Origin of the sequence: Dactylosporangium sp. NPDC050588, assembly GCF_040654975.1 — a bacterium.
GTDB classification, from domain to species: domain Bacteria; phylum Actinomycetota; class Actinomycetes; order Mycobacteriales; family Micromonosporaceae; genus Dactylosporangium; species Dactylosporangium maewongense.
In genome coordinates this window covers 36,979-50,823 of the sequence record NZ_JBFAJA010000097.1, presented here as the reverse complement: position 1 = coordinate 50,823, position 13,845 = coordinate 36,979, and the positions used below count along the sequence as shown (strand labels likewise).

The following is a 13,845-nucleotide window of genomic DNA, read 5'->3' as shown; positions in this document are numbered from 1 at the left end:
GGGCCGGGCCGTGCCGGGCCGTGCCGGGCCGGGCCGGGCGGGGCCGGGCGGGGCCGGGCGGGGCCGGGCGGGGCCGGGCCGTGCCGGGCGGGGCCGGGCGGGGCCGGGCGGGGCCGGGCCATGCCGTGCCGGTGCTTTGTCGACAACGGCTCGGTCGGGTCTCCACGTACCGTGGCAGGCGCGGCTCGCCCGAGGGCCTGGAGCTCGACGGCATCATCGTCATCGCTTCGCGCGCTCGATCACCTCACCGCCGGCCGAGGGCTGCGCGCTCACCGCACCGAACGTGCCGCCTCCGTGGCGTGACCCCGCGGGTCCCCGTCGACGGCGACCGGGCTCGGGCCGGCCGAAGCTAAACGGACCGCCACCCGGAGCGCAGAGGCTCGGTCACACACCACGCGAGGACGGCGGCGCGGCGCAGAGCGAGGGGCAGCGACGCCCGGATCCAGCAGGTCAGACATCGAGGAGCTCCACGGTCACCGCGGCCGTGTCACCGACGTCGAGGGACTCGGCCTTGCGGACCGGGCCCTTGACCGGCAGGACGTAGGGGCCGCCGCCGCTGCCCGGGAAGATCGACGTCTTCCAGGTCGTGCCGCCGATGCTCACCCACACCCGCAGCGACCCGAAGCCCCGCTTCACCGAGCCGGTCAGGTCACGGATGTCCTCCGACTCGTCGACCGGCAGCGTCACGAACACCCACGTGTCCATGCGCCGGGCGTCCCATACCCACAGCTGAGCCTCGAACTCCACCTTCACGCCCTCACCCTCGCACAGGGGTACGACAAAAACTCCCACCGCTCACCCGAGGATCGACCAAGTTATTCCTTGACAAGAATATTCTCCGCGGAGCATACTTTGCGGCATGGAAGCACTCCTTGCCGCGCTCGCGGACCCGGCGCGCTGGCGGCTGATCAGCCTGCTGGCCGAGCGTCCCCGGTCCGTCGGGGTTCTCGCCCAGCTCACCGGGGCGCGGCAGCCACAGACCACGAAGCACCTGCAGACGCTCGAGCGAGCGGGCGTCGTGACCTCGCTGCGGTCCGGGCAGCGCCGTATGTATGCGTTGCTGAGCACCCCGCTGCGCGACCTGGCGGTCGTGCTGGGCGGCCTCGCCGATGCCGCGGACCTCGTCAGCGGCGTCGACTCGCTGTTCGAGCGTCACGTGCGCAGCGTGCTCGCCGAGCGGGACGCCGCGGGCGCGTCCGGATGGGCGGATGGGCGCGCGTTCCGGTTCACCCGGGCCCTGCGCGGCGGCCCCGACCTCGTCTGGAGCCACATGACCGACCCGGAGCTGCTCAGCGACTGGTGGGCGCCCGACGGTCTGCGGGTCTCCGGCCTCGTCATCGAGGCGCGGCCGGGCGGGCGGCTCGTCCTGGAATACCGCGACGCCGAGGACACCGACGGCACCGACACGGTCGTGGGCCGCGCGGAGGGCGTCGTGGAGGACGTGCGCCCGGGCGAGCGGCTCTCCTACCGGCTGTCCCCGCTGCTGCCCGACGGTGGGGTCGCGTTCACCTCGCACGTCGACATGGACTTACGACCGTCCGAGACCGGCACCGACCTCGACGTCCGCTACCGCGTCACCGGCAGCACCGTCGACTCCGCCGACTTCATCGCCGGCATCGAGCTCGGCTATGGCCAGAGCCTCGACAAACTCACCACCGCCATCGACACAAGGAGCACCGAATGACCCGCCGGATCGTCACCAACATGAGCCTGTCCCTCGACGGCCGCTACGCCGCGCCCGACAACCCCATCGACATGCGCTGGGTGATGCCGTATGCGATCACCGACGTTGCCCGTGACCACCTGACGAAGCTGTGGGAGCCGGCGACGACGGCGCTCCTCGGCCGGGTCAACGCAGAGGGCTTCCTCGGCTTCTGGCCCACGGTGATCGGCATGGAGGGCGCCGACCCGCGCGACGAGGGCTTCGCGAAGTGGCTCATTGACGCCGACAAGGTCGTGCTGTCCTCGACGCTGCGCGAGGCTCCCTGGGAGCGCACCACGGTCGTCGACAAGCCGGCCGCCGAAGTGGCCGCGGACCTGAAGACCACCGACGGCGGCGACATCCTCGTGCTGTCCAGCGCCAGCGTCATCAAGGCCCTCCTCGCCGCCGACCTGGTCGACCGCCTGGCGCTCACTATCTTCCCGGTGTTCCTCGGCGGCGGTCCGCGCCTGTTCGACGACGGCCTTCCTGCCGGTCAGTGGTCCCTGACCAGCCAGGCGGCGGGCGAACACGGCACCCTCGCCCTCGTCTATGACCGGGCCCGCTGACCGACGCCCGCCCCATCAAGGCCCGCCACGCGGCGCCTGGGCAACACACGGCGGGCAGCACCGGCCACCGCCGAGCCCGCGTGAGTGGGCAGGCCAGCGCGAGTGGGCAGGCCAGCGCGAGTGGGCAGGCCAGCGCGAGCAAGCCCAGGGCAAGCCAGCCGGGAAGGCGAGCGCGAGCAGGCCCAGCGCGAGCGAGCCTGGGCAAGCCAGGGCGAGCACGCCAGCCAGGGCAGGCCAGCACGAGTGGGCCCAGCGCGAGTGGGCCCAGCGCGAGTGGGCCGGGGCAAGCCAGGGCGAGCAAGCCGGCCAGGGCAGACAAGCCAGGACAAGCCAGGACAAGCCAGGACAAGCCAGGCTACGCGTGGCAGGAGACGCGGGCGATGAGCGTGTCGTCCGGCAGGGTGTCGAGGTAGGCGGTCATCGCGGCGACGTGGGTGTCCCAGCCGCGGTCCGCGGTGTGCTGGGTGAGCCACTGCCCGTCGAGGGTCAGGTATGCGTGGGTGGTGAAGGCCTGGGTCGAGGCGCGGGCGATGAAGGCGGCGCGGTCATCGCCGAAGTGCGTGACCGGGTCGGCCAGCAGGACCGAGAAGGTGAAGTAGCGGTGGCGCTGCGTGATCGCAGCGTGGGCGACCTCCTGGATCGCCGGTTGGAGCAGAAACTCGGACTGCTCGGTGAAGTGGGTGCGGGGCAGTGCCGGCGGGTGGGTGCGGACGACCTTCGCCCAGGCGTCCCAGGCGCCGGATGCCTCGCGGCCCGCGGCGGCGCGCATCTCGTCGAAGTCGACGAGGCGCTTGGGGGCGGCGACGACGACGCCCACGGGTGCGAGGCGGACGACGGTCGGGTCGCGTCGCCGCCAGCGGCGCAGTGGCAGGGCGTCGCTCGACGGGAGCGTCCACGAGTCCCAGCCGGCGGCCGGGTCGAACGGTTCGTGGGCGTAGTCGTTCAGGTCGAACGGGGCGAGCGCCGCCGACAGTGCGGGCGCGAAGGGGGCGCCGGCGAGGGCGGCCAGGAAGACGGTCGTGACGTACCTCACGGCAGCGGATCATACGGATCTACCCCTGACGGGTTTGGGCTCACCCGTCAGGGGTATGTCGATCTCTGCACAAAAGGAGGGAGCACGGATGCTGTCGCACGACGAACGCGATTACGACGACGACCTCTGGATGACTGAGGAAGAGCCTGTCAGCGGTCCGTACCGGGACGGGCGCCCCATCCTCTAGACGGCCACTCGCTCTTTCTCGAGTGAGGGTCTGGTGGTCCGGCCGAGGGCGCTGGGCCACCACATGCGTCCGCCGACGTCGAGGTTCAGTGCGGTGACGAGCACGGACCGCACGACGATCGTGTCGAGGAGCACTCCGAACGCCACCGCGAAGCCGATCTCGGCGAAGGCGGTCAGCGGCAGCGTGGCCAGGACGGCGAACGTGCCGGCGAGGACCAGGCCGGCCGAGGTGATGACGCCCCCGGTGGCCGAGAGCCCGATCAGCGCCGCGCGGCGGGTGCCGTGCTTGACGGCCTCCTCGCGGACGCGGGTCATCAGGAAGATGTTGTAGTCGATCCCGAGCGCGACCAGGAACACGAAGACGAACAGCGGGAGCGACGAGTCCGCGCCGCCGAAGCCGAAGACGTGCTTGAAGACCAGCGCGCTGACGCCGAGGGCGGCGCCGAACGACAGCACGACGGTCGCCATGAGGATGACCGGGGCGAGCACCGAGCGCAGCAGCAGGATCAGGATGAGCAGCACCACCGCGAGGACGATCGGGATGATCAGGTTGCGGTCGTGCGTGGCGGCGCGCTGCACGTCGAGGTTGACGGCGGTGGTGCCGCCGACCTTCGCCTCGGCGCCGGGGACGGCGTGGACCGCGGCGCGGACCCGGTCCACGGTGTCGTAGGCCGCCTGGCTGTCGGCCTGGTCGACGAGGGTGCCGGTGAGGTAGGCGTAGGAACCGCGGGTGAGCGGCTCGCTGACGGACTCGATGCCGGCCACACCGGCGAACGCGGCCCGCAGCGACGGCGCTGCGGCGGCGGCACCGATGACGACGACGGGGCTGCCCGCGGCGCCGGCGCTGTGCCGGGCCAGGACCTCCTCGCCGACGATCGAGTCCTGGGTGCCGCGGAACGACTCCTTGTTGGTGAGCCCGGTGGCGTCCAGCTGCACGACGCCGATCGTGGCGACGGCCAGTACCAGCGCGGTCACGATCCAGACGCCGCGCGGGCGGCGGGCGATGCGGTCGCCGACGCGGGCCCACAGGCCGGTAGCGGTCGGTTCGACGGAGCCGGCCTTCGGGCGCAGCGGCCAGAAGATCCACCGGCCGCAGATCGTGAGGAGCACGGGCAGCAGGGTCAGCATGACGGCGAGGCCGACCGCGATGCCGATCGCGGCGACCGGGCCGAGGCCGCTGGTCGAGTTGGTCTCGGCGAAGAACAGGCACAGCATGCCGAGCACGACCGTGGCGGCGCTGGCGATGATCGCCGGTCCGGAGCGGTGCAGCGCCTCCGCCATCGCCTCGTGGCGGTCCTCGTGGCGGCGTAGCTCTTCGCGGTACCGCGCGATCAGCAGCAACGCGTAGTCGGTGCCGGCACCGAAGACGAGGACGGTGAGGATGCCGGCACTCTGCGCGTTCACGACCAGGTCGGCGTGCTTGGCGAGCAGGTAGATGACGGCCTGGGCGGCGATGAGCGCCACGCCGGAGGAGATGACCGGCAGGAGCCACAGCAGCGGGCTGCGGTACGTGATGAGCAGGATGACCACGACGACGGCGATCGTGCCGAGCAGCAGGCTGCTGTCGATGCCCTCGAACGCGGCGCTGGAGTCGGCGGCGTTGCCGGCGGGGCCGGTGACGTGCACGGTCAGCCCGTCGGCGCCCTGCTTGGCGGTGTCGCGCAGCTGGTCGACCAGCGTGCCGGCCTTCGACCAGCCGTCGGCCCCGAGGTTGAGCGGCACGATGATCTGGGCCGCCTGCCCGTCCTTGGTCGGGATCGGTCCGGTGACGGTGCCGTCGAGCGAAGGGACGCGGCCGAACGCCGCCGCATCGGCGGCCATCTTGGCCCGGTCACCGTCGGTGAGGCCGGAGTCACGCGAGTACACCACGATCGCCGGGACCGTGTCCGGCGAGGCGAAGCTCGACTGCACGTCGATGACCTGCACGGACTCGGCTCCGCCAGGCAGCCAGGACTTGGCGTCGTTGCGCTCGACATCGGTCAGCTTGCCGGCGAGCGGGCCGGCGAAGGCCGCGACGGCCAGCCAGAAAATCACGAAGACGTACTTGATCCGGCGGCCCGCGACGGCGCCGGCGACAGACTTCCCCATGCGTCGATGCTTGCATAGGTAGCCGCGCTACGCATTGTGACCCGGGACACGCTCTGTAATGCCCCGAGCCTGGGGGTTCTCCAGAGAGCGCTCTCCCGCGTATCGTTCTGTGCGGACCAGCGTGAAAGGAACTCCGTGCCAGCCCCTCTGCCCTACCTCGACCCTTCCCTCGCCGTCGCCGAGCGCGTCGCCGACCTGCTCGCCCGCATGACGCTGCCCGAGAAGGTAGGGCAGATGCTGCAGCTCAACGCGCGTGACGGCGTCCGCCACCTCGTCGAGGACATGCACGCCGGCTCGATCCTGCACGCCTCCCCGGAGCGCGTCCTGGAGGCGACGGCGCTCGTGGAGAAGACCCGCCTGCGCATCCCGCTGCTGGTCGCCGAGGACTGCATCCACGGCCACTCGTTCTGGAGCGGCGCCACGATCTTCCCGACCCAGCTCGGCATGGCCGCGTCCTGGGACCCGGAGCTCGTGGAGCGGGTCGCCCGCGTGACCGCCGTGGAGGTCGCCGCCACCGGCATCCACTGGACCTTCTCCCCCGTCCTGTGCATCGCCCGCGACCTGCGGTGGGGCCGGGTCAGCGAGACGTTCGGCGAGGACCCGTTCCTCATCGGCGAGTTCGCCTCCGCGATGGTCCGCGGCTACCAGGGCGACGGCCTGGCCGACCCGACCGCGATCCTGGCCACCGCGAAGCACTTCGCCGGCTACTCCGAGACGCAGGGCGGCCGCGACGCCAGCGAGGCCGACCTGTCGCCGCGCAAGCTGCGCTCGTGGTTCCTGCCGCCGTTCGAGCGGGTCGCCCGGGAGGGCTGCCGCACGTTCATGCTCGGCTACCAGTCGATGGACGGCGTGCCGATCACCGTCAACAGCTGGCTGCTCGACGACGTCCTGCGCGGCGAGTGGGGCTACACCGGCACCCTCGTCACCGACTGGGACAACGTCGGCCGGATGGTGTGGGAGCAGCGGGTCCACGTCGACTACGCCTCCGCTTCGGCCGCCGCCGTCAAGGCCGGCAACGACATGGTGATGACCACGCCGGGCTTCTTCGAGGGCGCCCAGGACGCGGTCACCAAGGGCATGCTCGACGAGTCGGACATCGACCAGGCCGTACGCCGGATCCTGACGCTGAAGTTCGAGCTCGGCCTGTTCGAGCAGCCGCGCCACCCCGACCCGGACCGGCAGGCGGCGGTGATCGGGTGCGGCCCGCACGCCGCGGTCAACCTGGAGATCGCCCGCCGCAGCCTGGTGCTGCTGCGCAACGACGGCACGCTGCCGATGTCCGGTTCGGGGAAGACCGTCGCCGTGGTCGGACCCAACGCCGACGACCAGCACGCGCAGCTCGGCGACTGGGCCGGCGCGTCCGGGCAGACCGAGTGGCTGCCCGACGGCCACCCGCGCGAGCTGACCCAGACCGTGCTCGACGGCGTGCGCGCCGCCGTGCCCGAGGGCTGGACCGTCACCACCGCGCGCGGCGCCGACATCCTCACCGTCGGCCCCGACCCGGAGGGCGAGTTCTTCCCCGACGGCCAGCCCCGCCCGCACGTCGTGCACCCGTGCGCGCCCGACCCGGCCATGATCGCCGAGGCGGTCGCGCTCGCCGAGACGGCCGACTACGTGGTCGCGGTCGTCGGCGACCACATCGAGCTCGTCGGCGAGGGCAAGTCGACCGCCACCCTGGAGCTCATCGGCGGGCAGGTCGCCCTGCTCGACGCGCTCGCCGCCACCGGCACGCCGCTGATCGTGGTCCTCATGAGCTCGAAGCCGCTCGTGCTGCCGCCGTCGGCGCTCAACGCGGCCGCGATCATCTTCGCGGCCAACCCGGGCATGCGCGGCGGCCAGGCGATCGGGGAGCTGCTGCTCGGCGGCATCGAGCCGACCGGCCGCCTGCCGATCTCCTTCGCCCAGCACTCCGGGCAGCAGCCGACGTACTACAACCAGGTCCGCGGCCAGCACGGCAGCCGCTACGCCGACCTGTCGCAGCGCCCGGCGTTCGCGTTCGGTCAGGGCCTGAGCTACACCACCGTCGACTACACCGACCTGCGCATCGAGCAGACCGAGGTGACCGCCGCCGACACGCTGCGTGCCACCGTGACCGTCCACAACACCGGCACCCGCCCGGCGCTGGAGACGGTGCAGGTCTACGTCAGCGACACCGTCACGTCGGCGACCTGGGCGGACAAGGAGTTGAAGGCCTACACCCAGGTGCACGTGGCGCCGGGCGAGCGGCGTGACGTGACCGTCGAGCTGCCGGTCGCCTCCTGCACGTTCGTCAACGCGGCAGGTGTACGGGTGGTCGAGCCGGGCGCCTTCGAGCTGCTGGTCGGGACGTCGTCGAGGGACGAGGACCTGCTCCGCGCCGACTTCAACGTCAGCGCATCGGTGCGTGGCTGAGCCACGCGTCCGCCCGGCCTGATCCGGAGGACTTCTTGCCGCTCTGACGACAAGAAGTCTTCCGGCTCACAAGAAAGGGGTCAGAAGCCGGCGACCTGGACGGACTCGACGGCGTCCCAGGCGGCGGCCGCGGCAGTACAGGCGACGACGGCGACAACGGCGAACCTCGGCCATGCCCGTGGGCCCCGGCGGCGGCCGAACATCCACACCGTGACCGCGACGCCGGCGACGGCCTGCGCGAAGCCTTCGGCCAGGGCCATCCCGCCGAAGTCGCCGGTGACGAAGTGATCGGCGACGATCTGGATGCCGGCGCCCGCGAGAAGGCCGCAGGCCAGCCCGGCGGCGGTCGCGGCCACCGGGGGCCGGTCGGACCGCACCAGGTGGGCGAGCGCGCCGAGCACCGTCCCGCCCACGACGGACAGCAGCAGCCAGTACGCCATCGCCGTCAGCACCGGCAGGAGGCCCTGCGCGCGCCAGCGGTCCGAGGCGAGGTTCAGGGCGTAGTAGGCGACCGTCGCCGTGGCCAGGACGACGACCGCCGCGGCGACGGCGGTGCGCATGGACCGGGCCGGGAAGGCCGCGACGAACGCGGCATACCCCCACGCGAACCCGGTGCTGGCCGCCAGCTGCAGCACCGTCCGCAGGTCGCCGTCGAGCAGGTCCGCGGCGAACGAGGCGAACCCGAGCACGCCACCCACCGCGAGCGCCCATCCGACCGCCGCGCCCCACCGCTCCCCCATGCAGCCATTATCGGGACAGCGGCAACCTGACGGGTGGCGGCAGCGGCGCCGCGACCGGGTCCGCCTGGAACGACTGGAGCATCAGGGCCGCGAACCGGCGCGACGCCGCGACCCGCAGCTCGGGCGTGGCGGCCCGGATGCCCTCGTTCGCCATCAGGGCGAGGCTGACGTCCTCGAGGACGAAGTCCCGGCGCAGCCGGCCCGCCGCCTTCGCCCGCGCGACGAGGTCCAGCAGCAGCCGCAGGGTGCGGTCGCGGTCGGCGGCGAGGCCGGCCGACGCGGGCAGCGCCGACGTGAACGCCCGGGCGAAGCCGCGGTCGAGCGCGTGCAGCTCCATGAGCCGCTCGATCACGTGGCAGAAGCCGCGCCACGGGTCGGCCGCCGCCAGCCCTTCCGCCACGACCGCGGAGCACGTCGTCATCTGCTCCGCGAACGCCTCGGTCAGCAGCGCCTCCTTGGTCTGGAAGTGCCGGTAGACCGTGGCGGGACCGACCTCGGCGCGCCGGGCGATCTCGCGGATCGGCACGTCGAGCCCGTCGGCGGCGAACGCGAGGCGCGCGACGGCGAGGATGCGGTCCCGGTTGTCGCGGGCGTCCGACCGCAGCCGGTCTTTCACTTGTACCGTCACCGCTCTCACTTTAACGAAACGGACGGGGTGTTCCGTTACGGTCGGGCGCCATGCGAGCAGTGCAGTTCACCCAGTACGGGCCGCCCCACGTCGTCCACGTCACCGAGGTCGAGTCGCCGCACGCCGGGCCCGGCGAGGTCCGGATCGCCGTGCGGGCCTCCGGGGTCTCGCCCGGGGAGGTGACCATCCGCTCCGGGCGCTGGCGGGACGTGGTGCCGACGACGTTCCCGTGCCGGACCGGCTTCGACGCGGCGGGCGTGGTCGACGAGGTCGGGGCCGGCGTCACCGGCGTGCGGGCCGGCGACGAGGTCTTCGGCATGGTGAGCATGACGACCCGCGGCGCCAACGCCGACCACGCCGTCCTGACCGCCTGGGCGCCGAAGCCGGGCGCGTGGAGCTGGGAGGAGGCGGGCGGCGCGGCGGGCAGCGTCGAGACGGCGGTGCGGGTCCTGGACCGGCTCGCGGTCGGCGCCGGCCACACGCTCCTCGTGCAGGGCGCGGCGGGCGCGGTGGGCACCGTTGCCGTCCAGCTCGCCGCCGCCCGCGGCGCCACCGTCATCGGCACCGCGAGCGCGCACAACCACGACTTCCTGCGCGCACTCGGCGCCGAGCCGGTGACGTACGGCCCGGGCCTGCCCGACCGGGTCCGGACCCTGGCGCCCGGCGGTGTGGACGCGGTGTTCGACTGCGCCGGCGGGGCGCTGCCCGACCTCGTCGCCATCGCCGGGGACCCCGCCCGCGTGGTCACGATCGCCGACTTCACCGCGGCGGCCCACGGCGTCCACCTGTCGCACGGCGCCCCGGCGGACGCCACCCGCGACGCCGTCGGCACCGCCGATCCGCTGGCCGTGCACGCGCTGCCGATCGCGGTCCTGGCCGCCGCCGAAGGCCGCCTGCGGGTGCCGGTCGCGGCGGCGTTCCCGCTCGCCGAGGTCGCGGCCGCCCACGAGCTGAGCGAGACCCGCCACGCCCGCGGCAAGATCGTCCTGGTCCACTGAAAACTGGTCCACTGAAAACCGGCTGGCCGCCCCCTGGGGCGGCTGGTTAGGCTCCGCCGCATGTCTGCACCAGTGCGAGCCGTCGTGCTCAAGACCCTGCCTAGCCGGCACGGCGAGATCAACCGGGCGTTCCGTGCCGGGCCGGCCGAGGTGCTGCTGGCGTCCTGTGGCTGAGCCGAGCACCCGGCCCGCGGTGGTCGACGACGCGTTCGTCACGGCGGCGCACGGGATCCTCGCCGGGCTCGTCGCCGATGGGGCAGCGCTCGGGTGGGTCGAGCCGCCGGACGTGGACGAGGTCGCGGAGCTGTTCGGACGGGTGGCGGCGGCGGTGGCGGACGGGGACGGGGCGCTGCGGGCCGCGTACGACGGCGACCGGCTCGTCGGGCTCGGCTACTGGCTGCGGTACGCCCGGCCGACCCACCGACCGAACGCCGACCTGCAGAAGATCGCGGTCGCTGCCGACGTCCACGGGCGGGGCATCGGCCGGGCGCTGACCGTGGCGCTGGTCGACGACGCCCGCCGCGCCGGGATCGAGGTCCTGACGCTCGACGCCCGCGGCGACAACCACAACGCGCTGCATCTCTATCAGTCGTTGGATTTCCAGGTGTACGGGCGGCTGCCCCGGTTCGTCGCGGTGGGCGAGCGCCGCTACGACAAGGTGTTCCTGATGCTGGACCTGCGGCCGGCCGTCTCCTGAGCTCGTCGCTCTAGAGGTCCTCGTCGCTCTAGAGGTCGAGGACCACGTCGGTCAGCGGGCGGGCGCAGCAGATGAGCACGGTGCCGCCGGCGGGCGGGTCGACGGGCTCCGGATTCGAGGCGACATCGCCGGACAGCAGGCCGGTCTCGCACGTGTGGCAGACGCCGGTCCGGCAGGACCAGCGGACCGGGACGCGGCAGGTCTCGGCGAGGTCCAGGAGGGTGCCGTCGCTGCCGGTCCAGCCCGCGGTGACGCCGCTGCGCGCGAACGTGACGGATGGGCCGGGGCCCGGGCGTGACCGGGGCGGTCCGGCCACGGATGTGCGTACACCTGGCGTGACGGCAGCCAGCGCGGTGAACTGCTCGCGGTGGATGTCGGCGACGCCGGCGGCGGTCAGGGCGGTCGTGACGTCGTCCATGAACCCGGCCGGCCCGCAGACGTAGGCGACCGCCGACGGCGGCAGGTCCAGCCCGCGCAGGACGGTCGCGTCGAGGCGGCCTTCCCGCGCGCCGCCGAGCAGGTCCTGCGGGCGGGGGCGGCTGTAGCAGATCACCTCGCGCGCCGCCGGCAGCGCGCCGAGCAGCGCGTGGACCTCGTCGGCGAACGCGTGGGCGGCGCCGTCCCGGCTGCCGTGCAGCCACCAGACGGGGCGCCCGTCGCGGCGGGCGGCGAGGTCGTAGAGCATGGCGAGCAGCGGGGTGGCGCCGATCCCCGCGGAGACGAGCAGCACAGGACGGTCCGACCGGTCGAGGGTGAACGTGCCGCGGGGTGCGGCGGTGTCGACGGTGGCACCGGCCCGGGCGTGGTCGCGGAGGTAGCGGCCGCCGGCGCCGTCGGGCTCGAGTTTCACGCTGACGCGGTACGAGGGTCCGCCCGGCTCCCCGGACAGCGAGTAGCTGCGCACCAGGCCGGGCGCCAGGCGCAGGGTGAGGAACTGGCCGGCTTCCGCGGCGGGCAGCGGGCTCCCGTCGGGCGCTTCCAGCCGCAGCGACAGGACGTCGGCGGTCTCGCGCTCGACGCCGGTGAGCCGCAGCGGGCGGAACCCGGGCCAGGCCGGCGGGGGCGCGACCGCGGCGAGGCCCGCGTTGCCTTCGCCGCCGGGCTGGTCGAGCAGGGCGCGCAGGGAGTCCTTCCAGCCAGGGCTGAGCGCCTCGATCCGCAGTGCCCGGGCGGCGGTGGCCCGGTCGTGGCCGGGCAGGTAGAGCAGCGCGTCGACCGCCGCGACGGTGATGCTCTCCGGGCCGTCGGCGACCTTCACGATGTCGTCGCCGGCGCGGACCTCGCCCTCGGCGATGACCCGCAGGTAGAAGCCGGGGCGGTGATGCGCGACGAGCAGGGCCGGCAGCTGGGGCTCGCCGAGGCGCAGCCCGACCCGGTAGCAGGTGACCCGCGGCTGGGTCACCTCGACGACGGCGCTCCCGACGCGGAACCTGTCCCCCACGCACACCTCGTCGTCGGGCAGCCCGTCGACGGTGAAGTTCTCGCCGAAGATGCCGGCCGTCAGGTCGTCGCGCCGGAGGTGTTCGCTCCAGTACCGGTAGGAGGCGAGCTGGTAGACCAGGACGGCCCGCTGCTCGCCGCCGTGGCCCGCGAGGTCGCCCTGGCCGTCGCCGTCGAGGTTGAGCCGGCGCAGCATGACGGGCCCGTCGACCGGCGCCTTCCAGACGCCGGTGTGCACGGTGCGGCCCTGCCACTCGACGTCCTTGGGCAGGCCGACGTTCACGGACACCAGCGTCGCCACGGGACCGACGCTAGCGGCCCCACCGCCCGGCGACACCTCCCAAGGGGGTGACGCTCAGCCTCGACCGCTCAGCCTGCCGACGTGGGAAGCACCGGCCCTCCGGGCACTGCCGGCCCGACCGGCACCGCGGACCCGGCAGGCACCGTAGGCCCGACGGGCACGGTCGGCACCACGGGCACCGTAGGAATTACCGGCACTGTTGGATTTACGGGGACCGTCGGCACCGCGGGCACGGTCGGCACCGCGGGAACAGCCGGCACCGCCGGAACAGACGGCACAACGGGCACGGTGGGCACGGCCGGGACGGACGGCACGGCGGGAACCGTCGGCGCCGGGGTCGCGGACGTCGCGGCGCAGTCCAGGTCGGTGAGGGCGTCGGCGATCGCCTTCCGGTGGTCGCGCACGGTCGGCAGCATCGTGCTGGCCAGCGAGCGCAGCTCCGGGTTGGTGCCGGTCTGGGCCTCCCGCTCGAACACGCCGGCCGCCGCGACGTGGTCGAAGTACTCCACCATCGCGTACGTGCAATCCAGCACCGGCCCGGTCATCGACGACAACGCGGCGAGCACGGCCCGCTGCTCCGCGTCGGGGGCATCGGGCACGGTCAGGCCCAGGCCGGTCGCGAGGCCCCGCAGCGCGTTGCCGATGCCGGTGTGGTCGACGATCATCCGGCTGCCGAACGCCCGGATCGTCGCGTCCTGGGCGTTGATGCTGGCGTGCTGGCCGGCCGCGATCTCGAACGCGCCGCCGCGCCCCGCCGCCGTGGCGAACGCGCGGTCCTGCTCGGAGACGGCCGGCGGGGCCGCGAACGCGGAGGAGGTGGCGCCGGCGCCGGCGAGCGCGGTGCCGACCGCGAGGGACAGGGCGGCGCGAAGACGGAACCGCATGGCGCGACCTCCGGATCTTGAGGGGTTGTCACTGCCTACGGTTTCCAGCGCTCCAGGCCGCTAACGCGGGCTTCGGGTGCAAAACGGTCGCCTTCTGTAGCTATGCCACAAACTTTTGCTGAGAACGTCGAAAGGTATGGACATGTCGATGGGAACTGCCTAATCTTCCGGCGAGGTGGTCCAGTCGTCGG

Annotated in this window: 12 protein-coding genes; 5 read left to right on the top strand and 7 right to left on the bottom strand. The window is 73.2% G+C overall.

Translation table 11 applies throughout. The features are described 5' to 3' along the window. Positions 1-450: 450 nt before the first annotated feature. Entirely contained in the window at positions 451-753 is a 303-nt protein-coding gene (locus AB0I21_RS47520) for a DUF1905 domain-containing protein (protein ID WP_360571075.1), read from the bottom strand. Positions 754-859: 106 nt separating this feature from the next. Here AB0I21_RS47520 and AB0I21_RS47515 point away from each other — a divergent pair, with 106 nt between their 5' ends. Both AB0I21_RS47515 and AB0I21_RS47510 read left to right on the top strand, forming a co-directional pair. Next, a complete protein-coding gene (locus AB0I21_RS47515) occupies positions 860-1,684 on the top strand; it encodes a metalloregulator ArsR/SmtB family transcription factor (RefSeq protein WP_360571073.1) in 825 nt (274 codons plus the stop codon). Then, positions 1,681-2,268, top strand: coding sequence for a dihydrofolate reductase family protein (locus AB0I21_RS47510; RefSeq protein WP_360571071.1), 588 nt, complete (start codon positions 1,681-1,683; stop codon positions 2,266-2,268). The genes AB0I21_RS47515 and AB0I21_RS47510 overlap by 4 nt, the downstream gene beginning before the upstream one ends. A 355-nt stretch (positions 2,269-2,623) precedes the next feature. On the opposite strand, the gene AB0I21_RS47505 is transcribed toward AB0I21_RS47510, so the two are convergent. Together AB0I21_RS47505 and AB0I21_RS47500 are read right to left on the bottom strand one after the other, a co-directional pair. Then, positions 2,624-3,301: a hypothetical protein gene (locus AB0I21_RS47505; protein WP_360571069.1), complete on the bottom strand. Its 678-nt coding sequence runs from the start codon at positions 3,299-3,301 to the stop codon at positions 2,624-2,626. A 183-nt stretch (positions 3,302-3,484) separates the two neighbouring features. Continuing rightward, on the bottom strand, positions 3,485-5,575 hold the full coding sequence (locus AB0I21_RS47500; RefSeq protein WP_360571067.1) for an MMPL family transporter: 2,091 nt from the start codon (positions 5,573-5,575) through the stop codon (positions 3,485-3,487). Between the two features lie 135 nt (positions 5,576-5,710). On the opposite strand from AB0I21_RS47500, the gene AB0I21_RS47495 reads away from it, so the two are divergent. Continuing rightward, complete coding sequence (locus AB0I21_RS47495; protein ID WP_360571065.1) at positions 5,711-7,966, top strand: glycoside hydrolase family 3 N-terminal domain-containing protein; 2,256 nt, start codon at positions 5,711-5,713, stop codon at positions 7,964-7,966. 80 nt (positions 7,967-8,046) lie between these two features. Here AB0I21_RS47495 and AB0I21_RS47490 read toward each other — a convergent pair whose 3' ends face one another. Beyond that, on the bottom strand, positions 8,047-8,706 hold the full coding sequence (locus tag AB0I21_RS47490) for a DUF6518 family protein (protein WP_360571063.1): 660 nt from the start codon (positions 8,704-8,706) through the stop codon (positions 8,047-8,049). Between the two features lie 7 nt (positions 8,707-8,713). Further along, the gene (locus tag AB0I21_RS47485; RefSeq protein ID WP_360571061.1) at positions 8,714-9,334 is read right to left on the bottom strand and encodes a helix-turn-helix domain-containing protein; all 621 of its coding nucleotides are present in this window, start codon (positions 9,332-9,334) and stop codon (positions 8,714-8,716) included. A 50-nt stretch (positions 9,335-9,384) separates the two neighbouring features. Between AB0I21_RS47485 and AB0I21_RS47480 the strand changes: the two genes are divergently transcribed. After that, entirely contained in the window at positions 9,385-10,332 is a 948-nt protein-coding gene (locus tag AB0I21_RS47480) for an NADP-dependent oxidoreductase (protein ID WP_360571059.1), read from the top strand. Positions 10,333-10,498: 166 nt separating this feature from the next. Continuing rightward, positions 10,499-11,029, top strand: coding sequence for a GNAT family N-acetyltransferase (locus AB0I21_RS47475; protein ID WP_360571057.1), 531 nt, complete (start codon positions 10,499-10,501; stop codon positions 11,027-11,029). Between the two features lie 28 nt (positions 11,030-11,057). On the opposite strand, the gene AB0I21_RS47470 is transcribed toward AB0I21_RS47475, so the two are convergent. Together AB0I21_RS47470 and AB0I21_RS47465 are read right to left on the bottom strand one after the other, a co-directional pair. After that, positions 11,058-12,770 (bottom strand): MOSC and FAD-binding oxidoreductase domain-containing protein, encoded by a 1,713-nt coding sequence (locus AB0I21_RS47470; protein WP_360571055.1) that lies wholly within the window; start codon positions 12,768-12,770, stop codon positions 11,058-11,060. A 68-nt stretch (positions 12,771-12,838) separates the two neighbouring features. Next, positions 12,839-13,654, bottom strand: a complete 816-nt coding sequence (locus AB0I21_RS47465) for a DUF4142 domain-containing protein (protein ID WP_360571053.1) — start codon at positions 13,652-13,654, stop codon at positions 12,839-12,841. Positions 13,655-13,845: the final 191 nt, after the last annotated feature.